The sequence below is a fragment of the Pseudoduganella sp. R-34 genome, assembly GCF_049904655.1.
GTDB lineage: Bacteria > Pseudomonadota > Gammaproteobacteria > Burkholderiales > Burkholderiaceae_D > Rugamonas.
In genome coordinates this window covers 4,380,664-4,396,532 of record NZ_CP184572.1, presented here as the reverse complement: position 1 = coordinate 4,396,532, position 15,869 = coordinate 4,380,664, and the positions used below count along the sequence as shown (strand labels likewise).

Below are 15,869 nucleotides of genomic sequence, written 5' to 3'. Positions count from 1 at the left end.
GCCAATATGCAATTGCGCGGCCGCATGCTTGGCCAGCTAATTGCCAGCAGGCGAACCCTTTGATTTCGTAGTCGCCGTAACTCTGGAAGCTTCGTTGGCCGCACATCTCGCGGGTTGGGATAACGGCCGACGTCTTACGCAGATCCTCCACCCGGTCGGTGGGCTCATCAATGTACCCCTCAATTAAAAAGAACGCGCGAGTCCAGCGAGGCTTAGTCACGCCCTTTGGGTTCGCGCATTGGAGACTGAATCTCACTCGAGGAAAGCTGGTTTCATGAGGTATCTACGCATCTCATGGATCGGATTTGGATAGTTGCGTAGTTTTTTGAAGAAGAACATGAACATTAAATTTCTTTCGTTGGCAGTAGTCTCGGCATTTACGCTGGTCGGTTGTGGAGGTGGTGGCGGCGATAGTACTTCCGCTGCTGCTCCAGGTGCCGGCGGTAGCTCGGCTTCCGTAACCAATCCGCCTGCCCCAGTCAATCCGCCACCAGCCGAAAGTAAGCCGGCCAATCCGGGCTCTGTCGATGCGCCTTTCGTTGCCGGAGCAAAGCCACGATTCCTGATGACTGGCCGCTTGGGTCAGATGAGCGGAATCGCATCACCTTTAACGCAGACAAGTGACGGGGCAGTGACGGTCATGGGAAGCACCACCCTGACCGGAACGACAATTGCAACCCAGGATATTTCTGGTAACGCGAGCTTCGCTCAAGGTCGTTGGAGTGTCGGCACGGCCAAATTTTCCAGCAGCACCTGGACGATGACCGGCGATTCTTTTGACGCGTTTCACTACTCTGTTTACAACAGCCTCGAGACCTTCCCAACGAATGGCAGCATGACCTGCAATTCCGGCAAATTCACCAAACCGGGTTATTCTGGAGGAACCGTACGGTCCACGGACTACTTTGGTACGTCTACCGGCAGCGCAAGCGTTACTTTTGATGGGGCTGGCGCCAATGTGTCGTTAATGATCACCACCACCGGTGCTGGCGCCAGCGGTACGGTCAATCTGTCAGGCACGGTCAAGACCGGCAATGCCACTTATATCTCGGGTGGGTTGGGCGGCACCGGCAATGGTGGCATGGTTGCAGTCGGTGACGCGGGCAACGGCGCAGTGAACGTCATTGCGATCTATAACGTGGTCGTGGCGAACGAGAACAAGACTAGCTACAGCGGTATTGCAACGTTCACCTGCAAGTAATTGACTGGCGCGAAGCCGGCGTCACTGTTCGGCTTCGCTAAGGTCAAGCGTGCGCCATCAAATAAAATTATTTGATAAGTGAAATTCTGAGAGTTTCTAAGGCCTCCTTGGCGGTTACCATACCGCGCTATGCGTCAGGTCTTTGTCACAACTTGCGAGCTCGAGTACGAGGATGCATGGGATCGATTGTCCCGTGCAGGCATCCCGGTATTCGAGCCTTCCAAACCGTCGAAAGAAGGACGGGTACTTTGCATCTGGCTCGCACACCAATATGACGATGCGGTCGAGCTGCTCCACAACCCCCTGCACATCGTCGCTACCGCAGTGACGGACGAAGAGTTCAAACGCATCCAGGCTGCGGCCGATGCGCGCATGGCACGAACTCGCGATCACGCCTGGGAGCAGTCGCTCAATCGTCTCGTCGCATGCGCTTCGCTCCTGTTGTTGTCCGGGCTCGTCTACATCACCCTGCCAAGCGTGCTTTAAGCCGATGACGGAACTTTTCTCGGTCATTCGCATGGCCTATGCCGCCACGTTCGCCGATGCGGTTGCATCCTCCGCGAGCGCCCATGTGGAAGCGGCACTGCGTCGCGACGACGGCAGCCTTGCGCTCGATGGCGAGTATGACTTGCCAATGCGGGCCGACCTGGTTCCAAGGTGGGGCTCGCAGGCGGGCAAGTTGCTTACGGTCGACTCGCACACGCGCATGCAGTTCAGCGTGCACACCTTGCCGCTTCCTCCAGCCATTGTCTATGTCGCGCCTTTTGTGTGGGACGATGTCGCCTTGCGTATCGGCGGCCTGGCTCCGCAGCAGGTCGGTGCGGTGCTGGCGCCGTGGTTCATGGATTGGTTCGATGCGGAGGATGCCAATCGGCTGAATGAAGAGGGGCTGTTCGGCGTAGTCCATTTTGCGAGCGATCCGCGGCCGGAAGGCGCCATGGTCGCGGTCGAACTGGATCTTGGTTCGGCGCCTGTACAGGCGCTGGAAGATTTGCTGGCGCGCTTGGCTGCAGCAGGCGCACGCGACATCCGCCTGGCCTAGGCCTGCATGATTGCGGCGAGTTCGGCGGCTACCTGTTCGGCGAACAGGTGAATGTGATAGCCGTCGACGAAACCATGATGCGCTTGAACCGAGAATGGCAGCTCAAGGCGCCCGGCGCCAGCATCCCGGAATTTGCCCCATGCGAACGATGGAATATCCGGCTGCGCCAGTACGGCGGTGGGATGCTGAATTGACGTGAAGTTCAGCCACTGTATGCAGGTGACGAATACCTGCTCCTTTGCTTCGCGCGGCGTCATGCTGCTGTATTTGCGATTCAGTGCTTCCATATTCGATGCCTGTTCGCGTGCTGCCAGGCCGCGCGCTACGAACTCGCGCAGGTCGTCCGACCATTCGAACTGGGCGAAGTTCAAGTCGTCATATTGATTCTTGACCGTGAAGGACGGTGTCAGGCGCTCGATGCGAATCACTTTGCCGTCCAGGATGCGGTAGCGGAAATTTTCCACCTTCAGCACGGAGCGCAGCACGGCGCACAGCATCACGTGGAATGGCGGCAGGCCTTGCTTTTTGCACCAAGGCCGGAAATCCGGCAACTCCAGTACGAAGGTCAGGTTCAGCGCGGGGCTGTCCATGCTGTCGAACAGCTCGAAACGGTCGAGGCGGCGCTGCAAGGAGTTGTTAACGGTTTCTGTGGAAAAGTCTGTTAACAAGGAATCCCTCCGTCTGCTAAAGCCATGATTCTAATGAGAATAATCTGGCTGCTCAATTTTGCGTCAACTCAGGCGTCCGAAGGTCAGGAAGATCCAGGCGGCGGCAATCACCACCATCCCGGCCACTGTCACGCACGACCAGGTGAAGAAATAAGCTGACAGCACGGTGGCCTGCAGCGCGCGTTCGAACAGGCAGCCCAGCCCAAAGTCAAAGGTCGCCATGACGGTCCAGCGCCGGAAATAAATCGGCAGGTAACGGCTCATGTACTTGTTGTGCTGCAGGGCGGCGTGGCGCTCGATCACGTTGCGTGCCGCGCTGACATCCTTGAACAGCCAGTCGAAGAAGATGAAGCGGTAGAGCAGGGTGCGGAAAGGCATGGCTTCGGTCGTCATGTGCGTCTCCCTTGGGTGCCTGGATATATTATCATTCCCGACATTCCTCCAAAGGAGACTAGGCATGACGGAATATCTGCGCGGTAGCTGCCTTTGCGGCGGTGTCGAATACAAGGCTGAGAAAAATTCGGTGCACAGTGCGAGCCACTGTTATTGCACCATGTGCCAGAAGCAGCACGGCGCCGCATCGGGCACGTATGCCAATGTCGCCAGCTCTGGCTTCAGTTTCGAAAAAGGCGCCGAGCTGGTGACGGAATTCCATTCTTCCGACCATGGACGGCGCGGTTTCTGCAAGGTGTGCGGTTCGACCCTGACCTGGCGCAGCACGCAGGCGCCGGACCGTATCGCTATCACGCTTGGCACCATGGAGCCTGAATATGATGGCCCGGTGCAGCGTGAGCTGCACACGGACACCAAGCCGCGCTGGCTGCCGACTGCCTGACGCCTAACGGCGGCGCAGCGTTGCCACTGCCAGCGTGCCGTCGCCGGCGCGTTCGCCGATGGTCCATTTCAAGGGCGCGCGCGGCGAGGCGCTGGTATCGCGCGCTGCCAGGCGCAAGATGTAGTCGCCCGTCGGTAGTGCCGGTAGCGTCCAGTTGTCCTGGTAGCTGGCACTGGCGCCGCCGCCCAGAAGGGACTTCAGCTGGGCGGAAGTCTGACCCGTCCACACCACCGTGCCGGAAGCATTCACCAGTTCCGCTTTGACCAGCCACGTTTCGTAGGCCGGTGCGCTGCCGTCGTTGCGCAGCGTCGTTGTCAGCGTCAGCACGCCGCTGGCGGTGAGGTTGACGGTGCTGCTGGCGACGGCGTAGCGATAGCCCGATTCGCGCGCCATCATCAGCAAGTCATTCTGTTCGGCCACGGACAGCGCACCCCAGCGCTCGGCATCCGGCCGGCTGGTCTCGAAATTCCCGTTGCTGAACAGCGTGATATGGAAGGCGGCGGCCTGCTGGCGTGCCGTGGCGGGATTGTTCTGTGGATCGCCGCTGCTGAACGGGCAGAATTCGGACACGAACGGCGCCTTCTGCCATTGAGCCGCAAAGGCCGCCCATTCGGCGGGACGGTTGGTCCACTGGTCGAAATAACCGTAGCGGCTCAGGCAATCCGCGCGCAAGCCTACCGGCCGGCTCGTGATGGTTTGTTCCAGCAGGCCGAAGGTCAGCGCATCCTTGCTGGAGTAGGGGATGAACATCACGTGCTGCTGGTTGGGGAATGCCTCGAAATGCATCTTCGCATATTCGCGTTTGCTGGCATCGGTCGCAGGCGTGATGCCGGCCGGTGGGTTGGCGTAGGCGCTGGAGCGCAGTGCCCATTCGCCGTATTGGCCGTACATGCCCACGTCGATCCATGCGAGGTCCGGATTGTTCGGGCCTAATGCGCTGGCCAGCGCGGTGAGAAGGGCGCGTGAGCGCTGTTGCAGCCACGGGTCGTTCCAGTCGGGGATGAAGGTCTGGCCGGGGACCGTGGTATCGGTGTCGGCCCAGAAGCCGCAGCCTGCCTGGCAATTGGCGTTGTTGACGATGTAGGCCGGGGCATAGACCACGTTGTCGTCATAGCCCGCCATCGTGCGCAGGCGGAAGGCGAACTTGCGGCCCTGGCTCCTTGCCAAGGCAAGGTCGTTCAGGATGGCGCTCAAGTTGTACTGGCCTTCGGCGGTTTCCAGGTCTTTCCAGTAATAGCGGCGGTAGGCGTCCCTGGCCGGCGCCGACTGCGGGACCAGCTCCTGGTTCTGCCAGCGATAATACCCACGCAAGGGATTGACGGTGTCGTCGCTGGCGACGGGAATCGCCGTGTATGTGCGGCTGGCATTCAAGGCAGTCCAGCCTTTCGGGCCGGCGATCGCTGGTGCGGCACTGGCCGCCAGTAGGATGGTTGCAATGATGAAGTTCAGGCGCGGCATAGGGGCTCCTGTCATTGGTCAGGTAGCGCGCGCAGCTCCTCCTCGCTGAAGCCTGCCTTGCGGCGTGCTTCCATGTTGAACGGGCCGCGTACGGTGGCCTTGTACTTTACCACCAGTTGGTCGTAGGTCGTTATCGGGTCAATTCCACGCAGGCCGCACAGGTGCCAGTACCAGCGGTTGCCGATTTCCACATGGCCGATTTCGTCGCGCAGGATGATGTCGAGGATGGCGGCCGCCGCCTCGTCGCCGGCCTGCGCCAGCTTGGCACGCAGCGGTGGAATGGCATCGAGGCCGCGCGCTTCCAGCGTGCGCGGCACCAGGGCCATGCGTGCCATCACGTCACCGGTGGTCTTCTCCACCATTTCCCACAGGCTGCCGTGCGCGCTGTAGTCGCCGTAGGCGCAACCAAGCGTAAGGAGATGGGTCGACAGCAGCGAAAAGTGATAGGCCTCTTCCTTCGCCACGCGCAGCCAGTCGGTATAAAACTGTTCCGGCATCGCGGGGAAGCGCCACATCGCATCCAGCGCCAGGTTGACGGCGTTGAACTCGATATGCGCCAGCGCGTGCACCAGCATGGCCCGTCCCTCCACGGTTGCCATGGAACGGCGGCCCACCAGGCGCGGCGCCACCAGTTCAGGGCGGGCAGGGCGGCCGGGTATCTGCGCATCCGGCGCGCTCAGCGCGGACGCGGCATCGAGTGCGAGTGCGCCGCCGGCCCAGGCTTCGGCCATGGCGGCGACGGCAGCGACTTTGGCAGCGGGATCGGGTTCGACCAGGCATTGCAACGCAAGGCTGCGGAGTTCAGGCTTTGCTTCCATTTTTTTGCACGAGGTAAAGATTGTCTTGCCCTGCGCTCTGTTTTCCGGCGCAGGGCCGACAGTATAGTGCCTGCGTGAGCCAGCGCACCGAACGGCCACAGGCAGGGGCGCAGAATGCCCGCATGGATACCCAAACAATATTATTTGTTGCCTGTGTGCTGTTCGGTGTTGCCGCTGCCGGCGGCATCGTCATGGCGCTGATCCGCCTGGGGAAAAAGGCTAATCCACCGCACTGGATCGCCATGCTGCACGGCTTTATCGCCGCAGCCGGCGTGACGCTGCTGGCGTACGTGACAATCTTCTCGCATGTGCCGGATTTCGCGCAGCTTGGCTTGCTGGCGCTGCTGCTGGCTGCTGCTGGCGGCGTGTGGATGAACCTGGGCCGTCACCAGCAGGGCGTGCTGATACCCAGCGCCGTCATGGTCGGCCACGCACTATTGGCGGTGGCCGGTGTCGCCTTGCTGCTGCTCGCACTCTAGTTGTAGCGCTGGTAGACCCGGGACGAGCCATCGGGCAGTACCATCAGCACGTCGTACGCGTCCTTGCGCGGCCCCTCCATGCCCGGTGAGCCCAGCGGCATGCCCGGCGCAGCCAGGCCTATCGCCTTTGGCCTTGATGCCAGCAGGCGCTTGATGTCCGCTGCCGGCACATGGCCTTCTATCGCATAGCCGTCCACCACCGCCGTGTGGCAGGAGCCGAAGCGGTCAGGAATGCCCATCTTCTCGCGCATGTCGGAAGGGTTGGCGACGTTGTACGCCTCCACCTTGAAGCCGTTGTCGCGCAAATGCTTGACCCATGCTTCGCAACAGCCGCAGGTCGCGCTCTTGTAGACGTTGACGACAGGCGCGGCAGCCATTGCCAGCACCGGCATGGCCAGCATCGCGGCCAGGAATGTTTTGCGGATCTTCATGCGCCCATGGTGCCACGGGCCTGTTCGGCCTCGACATGACCTGGGTCAAAAATATTTGTAGACGACTGGTCTAATTCGGTCTAGACTGTATTTCATGACTTCTACCAATTACGCCGACGTTCGCCAGGGCATTATCGATGCGGCGATGCCGCTGTTCATGCACAAGGGTTTTAACGGCGTCGGGCTGACAGAACTGCTCGGCGCCGCCAGGGTGCCGAAAGGCTCGTTCTATCATTACTTCGGCTCCAAGGAAGTCTTTGGAGCGGCCGTCATCGACAGCTATTTCGAGCGGACCCTGGCGCGCATCGACGATCTGCTGGCGCAGGGAGCCACCGGGCGCGAAGGCCTGCAGAATTACTTCGAGGACTGGCGCGAATGCCAGTTGGGCGAATCCAGCCAGTGCCTGGCCGTCAAGCTGGGCGCGGAAGTGAGCGATTTGTCTGAAGCCCTGCGCGCATCGCTGCATCGCGGCGTCAGCGGCATCACCACGCGGCTGGCGCAATGCATTGAACGCGGCATGGCCGACGGTTCGCTGCCGCAAGGCCTGGACGCCAAAGTGCTGGCCGTTGCCCTGTATCAGAGCTGGGTGGGCGCGAGCCTGCTCGCCAAGATCAACCATGACCGTGCACCGCTTGATACGGCCATGGCGGGAACGCAGCAAGTACTGAATCAAACGCAGCAATCGTGAATCGGGCGGGAGCGTGACGCAGGCCTCCCGCCTTTTTTGTAATTAACGACTAGACGACTGGTCTAATACTGAAAGGAGCATCAAAATGACTGCCACTACCAATCGCCGCATCGTCCTGGCCTCGCGCCCCCAAGGCGAGCCTGTGCAGGCCGACTTCCGCCTCGAGGAAGGCCCGGTGCCGGAACCGGGCGAAGGCCAGGTCCTGCTGCGCACCCTTTACCTGTCGCTCGACCCGTACATGCGAAACTTGATGGACGAAGTCCCGCCAGCCTACGCGCCGCGCGTGGAGCTGGGCGCTACGATGGTGGGCGGCACCGTCAATCGCGTGGTGGCATCGCGCCATCCCGCTTTCAAGGCAGGCGAAATCGTGCTTGGCAACGCCGGCTGGCAGGATTACGCGCTGTCCGATGGTAGCGACCTGCGCGCCTTGGGCGACATGAAACAGCCATCGCTGGCGCTGGGCGGCCTGGGCATGCCTGCCTTCACCGCCTATGTCGGCCTGCTGGATATTGGCCAGCCCAAGCCGGGCGAAACGGTGGTGGTGGCGGCGGCGACCGGCGCGGTCGGCTCCATCGTCGGCCAACTGGCCAAACTGAAAGGCGCGCGCGTGATTGGCATTGCCGGCGGCGCCGACAAGGTGGCGTTTGCACGTGACGAACTGGGTTTTGACGTCGCCCTGGACCGCCATGACCCGCAACTGGCGCAAAAGCTGGCCGAGGCGGCGCCGGACGGCATCGACGTCTACTTCGAGAACGTGGGCGGAGCCGTTTTCGATGCAGTGTTGCCTCTATTGAACATCGGCGCCCGTGTTCCGGTGATCGGAGTGATCGCCCAATACAATCAGAATGGTGCATTGCACGGCGAAGACCGGTTGCCCAAAGTGATGTCGACCATCCTGCAAAAGCGCATCCTGATGCAGGGCATGGTCATCCTCGATCACTACGAGACCCGCTATGAGGACTTCGCCCGCGACATGTCGGCCTGGGTTGCAGAGGGCAGAATCAAGGTTTTCGAAGATGTCTTGGACGGCCTGGAGCAGGCCCCGCAGGGCTTGATCGGTTTGTTGCGAGGCAGCAATTTCGGCAAGGTTGTAGTGTGCGTCGCAAATTCCTGAAATGTTGTATATAACACTGGCCGGGGGCTATTTCTGCGTGGCATAATTGATTTAGTTCTTAATAATAATCCTGAACAATTCATGAATGTCACCCGATTGATTATGGCGTTGTCGATGGCCCTGGCCGTCGGCACTGCAGCCGCCGCCCCCCAGCCAACCAATACCTGGGACAACCTCGTTGGCATGAAATACGCCAAGGCGCGCAAGGAAGTCATCGATGCGGGCTGGCGGGCCGACCACCGCGATGCCTCGTCCGAATGGGAGCGCCAGCTCCAGGGGCAGTTCCCCGAACTGCGGTCTTGCGAGGCCGCCAGCGGCCAGTGCACGCACTTTTTCGTGTCGTATGACGGCATCTGCCTGAAGGTCGTGACCGAAGGCGAATCCGTCGCAGCCTTCAAAGTGCGCAGCGTGGCGCAAGGCTGCCCGAAGCAGCAGTAATGTCTTTCACCCTGCGGCCAGCCGCGATGGCCGACATGGCCGAAATCATGCGGCTTGAGCGCGCCGGTTTTGCGGAGGCGATCCAGGAAACTGAGGAAGCTTTTGCCGAGCGCTTGTCTTCCGCGCCCGAAGGATGCTGGGTGCTGGCCGGCGAAGCAAAGCGTTTGTACGGCTACCTTTGTGCCGAATTCTGGCCGCTGGAGCAGGGCTTCAATTCAGCCCGCTTCGCGCGCAACCATGCTGCAGCCGAAGCCCATGTGCCAGACGGCGAAGAAGTCTACGTTTCCTCCATGGTGGTCGATCCCGCAACACGCGGCACTGGCTGGGGGCACCGGTTGTTCCGCGACGCCCTGGTCGAAATGTTCGCCCGCCACCCACGCTTGCGCAGCACGATCCTGATCGTCAATCCCGAATGGGATGCGGCCCGCCGCATCTACCGCGCCGAAGGCTTTGCCGAAATCGGCGAAATCGAGGGCTATTTCGCCTCCGGCAGCGGCCAGCGCCTGCCCGCCATCGTCATGCGCCGCAACTGACCGGGATTATGCATAATGGTCGCCATGCGAGTCGCGACCTTTAACATCAACGGAATCGGCGCCCGCCTGCCGGCGCTGCTGCAATGGCTGAATGAGACCCAGCCCGACGTGGTGTGCCTGCAGGAGCTGAAAGCCCCGCACGAGAAATTCCCCGAAGCTGCAATCAACGACGCCGGCTATGGCGCCATCTGGCATGGCCAGAAAAGCTGGAACGGCGTTGCCATCCTGGCCCGCAGCACCACGCCGGTGGAACTTGGCCGCGCCTTGCCCGGTGATCCGGAAGATGTACAGAGCCGCTATATCGAAGCGATGGTGGGCAAGTTGCTGGTTGCATGCTTGTACCTTCCCAATGGCAATCCGGCGCCCGGTCCCAAATTCGATTACAAGCTCAAATGGTTCGATCGCCTGATAGCGCGCGGAGAAGAACTGGTAGTGTCGAAAAAGCCGGTCATCATGGCCGGCGACTACAACGTGATGCCGACCGAACTCGATGTGTACAAGCCGGAGCGCTGGGTTGACGACGCGCTGTTCCGCCCCGAAACGCGCGCAGCCTTCGCAAAGCTGGTGGGGCAGGGCTGGACCGACGCCCTGCGCACGATGCATCCCGACGAAAAGATCTACACTTTCTGGGATTACTTCCGCAACGCCTTTGGCCGCGACGCCGGCCTGCGCATCGATCACCTCCTGCTGAATCCGGTGCTGGCGCCGCTCCTGCGCGGCGCGGATGTCGACCGGGTAGTGCGTGGCCGCGAGAAGCCCAGCGACCACGCGCCGACATGGGTTGAGTTAGAGGGCGCCTTCTAAAATTTTCGCAACTGTTGTTTCCACGCGGTATATTGGCTTCACTCCGGAGTTGATCGTTTTGCTAACACTAACCCGAGGAGGCACCATGCGTTACGCACGCAATGCAGCACTGTCCGCACCATCGGCCGAAGCCGAGCCCCTGAACCAGCTGAACATGACGCCGCTGATTGACGTCATGCTGGTCCTGATCATCATGCTGATCGTCACCATCCCGAAAGCCAATCATTCCATCGGCATGGACATGCCGCGGCACAGCGGCGCCATCGAGAAGCTGGCCCAGACGCTGGAAGTCGATTTCGACGGCACGCTGTGGTGGAACGGCGCCCAGCTCGCAAGCCGCGCCGCGCTGGAAGAAAAGCTGGCGGCGCTGAAAGGCGACGACACCATCCAGCTGCGCTCCAACGGCCTCGCCCCATACAAGGTCGTAGCCGGCGTGCTGGCCACGGCCCAGCGGCTCGGGGTACGCAATATCGCCATCGTAGGAAACGAGCGCTTCCAGTAACCCCAAGTTGGGGTCAGGTCTGTCATTTGGACACCCATGCAGGTTCCTTGATTTATCTCAATACGCAAATTTCGATGATTTCGCGTATTGATCTAGATCAAACGATTGCGCTAACTGTCCGATTGACAGACCTGACCCCGAATAAAAAAAGGGCGCCGCGAGGCGCCCTTCGTGCTTGGAGAAAGCAGTAACTTAGTTGCCGCAGCCCAGGGATTGGATGCGGTTGTAGGCTGCCTTGGCTTGCACCAGGCCGTAACCGGTCTTGTTATCCTTGCCGGCCACGTCCAGGTCCAGTGCGGACTTGGTCAGGGAGGCGCGGATCTGCGAGCCGGTGCAGCTTGGGAAGTAGGACCATACCAGCGCCGCTACAGCCGATACGTGCGGGGTTGCCATCGAGGTGCCGTCGTAGAAGGAGTAGTTGGTCGGCTTCACTTCCACAGTCGCGGACTGGCCGAGCTGGTTCTTCATCGCTGCGCCGTCCACGTCGGTCGCGGTAACCGATGGGATGCTGGTCACGGTCGTGCCCAGGGTGCCGCCGAAGCTGCCTGCTGCGTTGTTGTACACGATGGCGCCAACGCCGCCGGATGCCTGGCAGTTCGACACTTTGGTCGCGAAGTCTACGGTGCCGCGCTGGATCAGGCAGACCTTGCCGGATACCGAGCTGTTGACCGCATCGCCCAGGCCGAAGTCAGCCAGCGGAGCAGTGCGGGTCACTTTTGGCGAACCGTCCATATCGCCTGGGGTGTACACGGTCGAACCTACGCTCAGGTGGGATTCGGAACCGGCGCCCATCGGCACGGTCGACAGCACAGCCACGCCTGGGCCGGAGATTTCAACCTTGCTGTTGTACTGCGAGAAGTCGGCCCATTGCTTGTTCTCGTTCACAGCGGCGACCATCATCACGCTGGCGTAGCCGGCTGGGTAGGAAATCACGGTGTTGCCGTCATTGCCTGCTGCGGCGATCGACAGCACGCCTTTGGTTTGCAGGGTGTCGAAGGCTTTCTTCTCGGTCTGGCTGGAGCGGCCGCCGCCCAGGGACATCGAGATCACGTTCGCGCCGGCTGCGCCGCACTTGTTGGCTGCAGTTGCCAGGGTCGAGGAATATGCCCAGCCGTCAGCGCCGAACACTTTGACGATGTGCAGCTTCAGCTTCTTGTTCGGGTTCACGCCAACCACGCCCAGGCCGTTGTTGATGCCGGCGATGGTGCCTGCAACGTGCGAGCCGTGGTGGTTTTCGTCGGTATTCCAGTTGCCGGTGCCGGAGTCGTACTCGCCGGTCACCACGTTGCCGTTCAGGTCTTCGTGGGCGTTGTCGTAGCCGGAGTCAATGATGCAGACCTTGCGGTTGGAGGTGTTCGCATCGGACAGCTGGTCCGCTTGCACAGCCTTGATGCCCCATGGTACGAGCTGGCCCAGCTGGTATGGGGTGCCGGTCGAAGGCGAGGTGGTGGCGAACAGCTGGCGCTTGACGTCCTCTTCAACCAGGATCACGTTCGGGTTGTGTTCCAGGCCCTTGATGGCCTGGGTCGGCACTTCGATCGCCATCGCGTCCATGCCGAAGATTTCATGTTTGATGTTGCCCTTGGCAGCAGCGACGGCCGATTTCATGGCGGCTGCCTTGCCTGGCTGGAATTGCACGATGACGCGGGTGGTGTCGTTGGCGGCGAAAGCCTGGCCAGCAGCACCGACAGCAACTACTGCAGCCAGCAGCTTGGCGCCGGCAGCGATTTTCGAAACCTGGAATTGCTTTTGAATCATGGAAATTCTCCCACTCTTGTGTAAGGTGTATGTCCCCGGGCCGTTGTTCGGCGCGAATATTATTTGCCGTATCGCAAAGATTTTGCGTTCGACAGGACTGAGTGTATGGAGAAAAACGCAAGAAATCTATCGAAATGTCTCCAGTTGTATCCAGCTGTTGAATTTGGCATACACATTTGTTAAGAATGAGACATTTTGAAAGTCACTGTCTCAAACTGGACAAACGGAGCCTGGTTTTGCCGTATGCTGCCCGGCATGGACGACTTTATTGAAATCTACGACGGCGCCCTGACGCCCTATCAATGCCAGCAAATCCTGGCGCGCTTCGAAGCCAGCGGCAAAGCCGTGCGCGGCAAGACCGGGCAGGGCGTGGATGTGGCCAAGAAGGACAGCTACGACCTGACCATCAGCCAGCACGCGGAATGGAACGACGTGTCCAACTTGATGATGGCCAGCGTGCTGACCCACCTGTCGGCCTACATGGACAAGTACCGCATGCTGCTGACCGGCGCCTTGTCGCCGCGCGTGGCCGATCCGGAGAGCGGCCAGCCGGTCACGCTCAATATCGACAATTTCGAGCGCTGCGGCCGGCCCTACCTGGCGGAGCTGATCCAGTCCATGTACCGCTGCGGCCCGATCAATGTGCAGAAATACCTGCAGGCCAGCGGCGGCTACCACCATTGGCATTCCGAGATCTATCCGCAGAATGCCAGTTGTGAAACGCTGCACCGCGCCTTGCTGTTCCAGTTCTACCTGAACGACGTGGCGGAGGGCGGGGAAACGGAGTTCTTCTATCAGCAGCGCAAGGTGGAAGCGCGCCAGGGCCGGCTGATCATCGCGCCGGCCGGCTTCACCCATACGCACAAGGGAAATGTATCGCGCAGCGGCGATAAATATGTGGCTACTTCGTGGATCCTGTTCCAGCGCGCCGAAGCGATGTTCGGCGCGCCGGCTTGAGGCGCGCGTTGGAAGGGATCAGGCGCGGCGACGGCGGCGTACCAGGGCCATTGCACCCAGGCCGCCCAGCAGCAGGGCGCCGCTGACGGGTTCCGGCACGTCGGCCGGAGGCGCGGCGCGCTCGCCGTCAACGCTGAGGTTGTCGATTGCCCAGCTCTCGTCGTCGCCTGCCTGCCACACGTTGCCGGAAGCGAAGAACTCGATGGTGTGCACGCCGGCAGCCAGGTTGCCCAGGTTGAAGGTCATGTTATAGGCCTGGTCTTCCCAGCCGGAGAAACCGAGGTGGGTGTGGGACAGCAGGGTCAGGTGCGAGTCGGAAGCGGATGCGCCGAAAGTGTCGAAGTTCTGCTGGTACAGCAGGGTGCCGTCGACGCGGATATTGAAGTAATCCGGGCCGCAGCAGTTACTGCCATCCCACGAATCGATGGCGCCGAACGACAGTTTCAGCGTGGCGTCGCTGACCGCGCCTTCAAGATTCAGGTTCAGGACCGAGGCGGCTGCTGGATTGCCCGCGGCCGAGTTGCGCAGCATCTGGTTGCCAAAACCCACCTGGCCGTAGCCCTGGGTCCCGGTCAGGAAGCCGGCGCCGGTGAAACCGTTCGCGTTGGCTTCGAAATTGTTGGAGTAGAGGACGGATGCCGACGCCGGGATGGTGGCGGCTGCTGCCAGTGCGGCGAGGATTGCTTTGAATTTCATTAAGGTTTCCATAATTATTGTTGGTCAAACAGGAATGCCTTAAAGCAAATCTTGTGCCACGTAAATAAATCAATGACTTATGCAAGAAGCATTTATCGACTGTAAAGTTTTCCGACAGCAATTCGCCAATCGAGATTGACGCCCAGGCTGGCCAGGACGATCATGGCGAAGCCCGTGACCTGCCACGCGCTGATCAGGTGGCCGTAGACCACGTAGTCCCAGCACACCGCCGCTGCGGGATAAATGAAGGTCAGTACCGCGATCGCCGCCGTTTCCATGTGCGGCGTGGCGCCGTAGATCATCACGTATGCCAGGGCAGTGGGCACCAGGCCGAGAGTGGCGAGCCAGCCCCATTGCGCGGCGTCCAGGCCGCCGGGAGGAATCCTGGTGAAGGCGGCCAGCAGCAGCGCGCCGGCCATGCAGTGCACCAGGGCCGTCAGGTGTGGCGGCGTGCCGCGCATCGACTTGGTGGTCAGCGTTACGCCCGCATAGGCCAGGGCGCCGGTCAGGGTGCTGGCGATGCCGAGCAGGTAATTGGCGTCCATCGGCTCGTCGAAGCGCACGCCGCAGGCCAGCGCCAGCCCCCCAAAGCCCAGCAACACCCAGGCCAGTTTGTTGGCCGCCAGCCGCTCGCGCAAGATCAGCGCGCCGAGCAGCAACACCATGAAGGGCTGCACGTGGAAGACAATGGTGGCGACCGCGATGCCGATGCGCCGGATCGCTTCGAAGAACGTCACCCAGTTCACCACCATCAGCACGCCGCTGAAGGCCGCCAGCCTGAATGCGCGCGGCGGCATGTTCTCGCGCCTGAACATGCCTTTCCAGCCGCAATAGAGCGCCAGCGCAAGGGCGCCGATGGCGCAGCGGAAGAATACTGTGGTGACCGGATCGAGGCCCGCCTCCTGGACGTAGACGCCCAGGGTGCTCAGCATGAGCATGGCGACGGTGTAGGTGAGGACGGGATGGCGCATTGCCATCATCATCGCATGAAAAAAGGGGACGTACCCCTTAATGGGTACGTCCCCTTTTTTTTACTGCACGGTGAGGATGACCTTGACGCTGTCGTCGACGGCGGACTTCTCGATATAGCCGATAGCCTGCACGTCGGCTGCCACGGCTTTCTTCACTTCGGCGCTGGACCCGTATTCCTTGGGCGCCGTGCCTTTGCCGGTAAACACCAGCTTCGACCACTGCGCCTTGACCTGGGCGCTGTCCTTGCCCAGCACCTTCTGGCTGAATTCATTGCGCAGCGGGCCTTCGGTGTGTTCGACCGGCGTGAACAAGGTCGATTTGCCGAGGAAGAATTGGGCCGCCTGCTCGCTGAACATGCGCGAGGCCGGGTTCTTCGGATTGACGATCACCACAATTTCGGCTGCCAGCGCGGGCAGGGCGGCACACAACATCGCTGCGGCAAGCAGCGGCTTGATTCGCTTGTCCATGGCTGCCT

21 protein-coding genes are annotated in these 15,869 nt (G+C 61.0%); 12 read left to right on the top strand and 9 right to left on the bottom strand.

The window, feature by feature from the left end; translation table 11 throughout:
- The first annotated feature begins 337 nt into the window (after positions 1 to 337).
- From ACN9MW_RS20070 to ACN9MW_RS20060, 3 genes are all read left to right on the top strand, one after another.
- Positions 338 to 1,201, top strand: coding sequence for a hypothetical protein (locus tag ACN9MW_RS20070; RefSeq protein WP_426162276.1), 864 nt, complete (start codon positions 338 to 340; stop codon positions 1,199 to 1,201).
- 129 nt (positions 1,202 to 1,330) lie between these two features.
- Positions 1,331 to 1,687: a hypothetical protein gene (locus ACN9MW_RS20065; RefSeq protein ID WP_426162274.1), complete on the top strand. Its 357-nt coding sequence runs from the start codon at positions 1,331 to 1,333 to the stop codon at positions 1,685 to 1,687.
- Positions 1,688 to 1,691: 4 nt separating this feature from the next.
- Positions 1,692 to 2,243 (top strand): hypothetical protein, encoded by a 552-nt coding sequence (locus ACN9MW_RS20060; RefSeq protein ID WP_426162272.1) that lies wholly within the window; start codon positions 1,692 to 1,694, stop codon positions 2,241 to 2,243.
- On the opposite strand, the gene ACN9MW_RS20055 is transcribed toward ACN9MW_RS20060, so the two are convergent.
- Both ACN9MW_RS20055 and ACN9MW_RS20050 read right to left on the bottom strand, forming a co-directional pair.
- Complete coding sequence (locus tag ACN9MW_RS20055) at positions 2,240 to 2,911, bottom strand: CatA-like O-acetyltransferase (protein ID WP_426162270.1); 672 nt, start codon at positions 2,909 to 2,911, stop codon at positions 2,240 to 2,242. The genes ACN9MW_RS20060 and ACN9MW_RS20055 overlap by 4 nt on opposite strands.
- 63 nt (positions 2,912 to 2,974) lie before the next feature.
- Positions 2,975 to 3,304: a hypothetical protein gene (locus tag ACN9MW_RS20050; protein WP_426162269.1), complete on the bottom strand. Its 330-nt coding sequence runs from the start codon at positions 3,302 to 3,304 to the stop codon at positions 2,975 to 2,977.
- Positions 3,305 to 3,368: 64 nt separating this feature from the next.
- Here ACN9MW_RS20050 and ACN9MW_RS20045 point away from each other — a divergent pair, with 64 nt between their 5' ends.
- Positions 3,369 to 3,746: a GFA family protein gene (locus ACN9MW_RS20045; RefSeq protein ID WP_426162268.1), complete on the top strand. Its 378-nt coding sequence runs from the start codon at positions 3,369 to 3,371 to the stop codon at positions 3,744 to 3,746.
- Positions 3,747 to 3,749: 3 nt separating this feature from the next.
- Here the strand turns inward: ACN9MW_RS20045 and ACN9MW_RS20040 are convergent, their stop codons facing one another.
- Positions 3,750 to 5,204 carry a DUF4832 domain-containing protein gene (locus ACN9MW_RS20040; RefSeq protein ID WP_426162266.1) on the bottom strand — a complete coding sequence of 485 codons (1,455 nt, stop codon included), beginning with the start codon at positions 5,202 to 5,204 and terminating at the stop codon, positions 3,750 to 3,752.
- Positions 5,205 to 5,215: 11 nt separating this feature from the next.
- Positions 5,216 to 6,022, bottom strand: a complete 807-nt coding sequence (locus tag ACN9MW_RS20035; RefSeq protein WP_426162265.1) for a ferritin-like domain-containing protein — start codon at positions 6,020 to 6,022, stop codon at positions 5,216 to 5,218.
- A gap of 122 nt (positions 6,023 to 6,144) precedes the next feature.
- On the opposite strand from ACN9MW_RS20035, the gene ACN9MW_RS20030 reads away from it, so the two are divergent.
- Entirely contained in the window at positions 6,145 to 6,501 is a 357-nt protein-coding gene (locus ACN9MW_RS20030) for a hypothetical protein (protein ID WP_426162264.1), read from the top strand.
- Here the strand turns inward: ACN9MW_RS20030 and ACN9MW_RS20025 are convergent.
- Positions 6,498 to 6,932 (bottom strand): DUF411 domain-containing protein, encoded by a 435-nt coding sequence (locus tag ACN9MW_RS20025; protein ID WP_426162263.1) that lies wholly within the window; start codon positions 6,930 to 6,932, stop codon positions 6,498 to 6,500. The genes ACN9MW_RS20030 and ACN9MW_RS20025 overlap by 4 nt on opposite strands.
- A gap of 94 nt (positions 6,933 to 7,026) precedes the next feature.
- Here ACN9MW_RS20025 and ACN9MW_RS20020 point away from each other — a divergent pair, with 94 nt between their 5' ends.
- From ACN9MW_RS20020 to ACN9MW_RS19995, 6 genes are all read left to right on the top strand, one after another.
- Positions 7,027 to 7,620 (top strand): TetR/AcrR family transcriptional regulator, encoded by a 594-nt coding sequence (locus tag ACN9MW_RS20020; RefSeq protein WP_426162262.1) that lies wholly within the window; start codon positions 7,027 to 7,029, stop codon positions 7,618 to 7,620.
- 79 nt (positions 7,621 to 7,699) lie between these two features.
- Positions 7,700 to 8,734, top strand: a complete 1,035-nt coding sequence (locus tag ACN9MW_RS20015) for an NADP-dependent oxidoreductase (RefSeq protein ID WP_426172253.1) — start codon at positions 7,700 to 7,702, stop codon at positions 8,732 to 8,734.
- 81 nt (positions 8,735 to 8,815) lie between these two features.
- Positions 8,816 to 9,172: a hypothetical protein gene (locus ACN9MW_RS20010; RefSeq protein ID WP_426162261.1), complete on the top strand. Its 357-nt coding sequence runs from the start codon at positions 8,816 to 8,818 to the stop codon at positions 9,170 to 9,172.
- Entirely contained in the window at positions 9,172 to 9,705 is a 534-nt protein-coding gene (locus tag ACN9MW_RS20005) for a GNAT family N-acetyltransferase (protein WP_426162260.1), read from the top strand. The genes ACN9MW_RS20010 and ACN9MW_RS20005 overlap by 1 nt, the downstream gene beginning before the upstream one ends.
- Positions 9,706 to 9,729: 24 nt before the next feature.
- Positions 9,730 to 10,509: an exodeoxyribonuclease III gene (gene xth / locus ACN9MW_RS20000; RefSeq protein WP_426172252.1), complete on the top strand. Its 780-nt coding sequence runs from the start codon at positions 9,730 to 9,732 to the stop codon at positions 10,507 to 10,509.
- 85 nt (positions 10,510 to 10,594) lie between these two features.
- Complete coding sequence (locus ACN9MW_RS19995) at positions 10,595 to 11,011, top strand: ExbD/TolR family protein (protein WP_426162259.1); 417 nt, start codon at positions 10,595 to 10,597, stop codon at positions 11,009 to 11,011.
- Between the two features lie 192 nt (positions 11,012 to 11,203).
- Here the strand turns inward: ACN9MW_RS19995 and ACN9MW_RS19990 are convergent, their stop codons facing one another.
- The gene (locus tag ACN9MW_RS19990) at positions 11,204 to 12,769 is read right to left on the bottom strand and encodes a S8 family serine peptidase (protein ID WP_426162258.1); all 1,566 of its coding nucleotides are present in this window, start codon (positions 12,767 to 12,769) and stop codon (positions 11,204 to 11,206) included.
- Positions 12,770 to 13,024: 255 nt separating this feature from the next.
- Here ACN9MW_RS19990 and ACN9MW_RS19985 point away from each other — a divergent pair, with 255 nt between their 5' ends.
- Complete coding sequence (locus ACN9MW_RS19985) at positions 13,025 to 13,726, top strand: 2OG-Fe(II) oxygenase (protein ID WP_426162257.1); 702 nt, start codon at positions 13,025 to 13,027, stop codon at positions 13,724 to 13,726.
- Positions 13,727 to 13,744: 18 nt separating this feature from the next.
- Here the strand turns inward: ACN9MW_RS19985 and ACN9MW_RS19980 are convergent, their stop codons facing one another.
- The 3 genes from ACN9MW_RS19980 to ACN9MW_RS19970 form a co-directional block, all read right to left on the bottom strand.
- Complete coding sequence (locus ACN9MW_RS19980) at positions 13,745 to 14,422, bottom strand: PEP-CTERM sorting domain-containing protein (protein WP_426162256.1); 678 nt, start codon at positions 14,420 to 14,422, stop codon at positions 13,745 to 13,747.
- Positions 14,423 to 14,514: 92 nt separating this feature from the next.
- Positions 14,515 to 15,393 carry a DMT family transporter gene (locus ACN9MW_RS19975; protein WP_426162255.1) on the bottom strand — a complete coding sequence of 293 codons (879 nt, stop codon included), beginning with the start codon at positions 15,391 to 15,393 and terminating at the stop codon, positions 14,515 to 14,517.
- Between the two features lie 60 nt (positions 15,394 to 15,453).
- Positions 15,454 to 15,861, bottom strand: a complete 408-nt coding sequence (locus ACN9MW_RS19970; protein WP_426162254.1) for a hypothetical protein — start codon at positions 15,859 to 15,861, stop codon at positions 15,454 to 15,456.
- Positions 15,862 to 15,869: the final 8 nt, after the last annotated feature.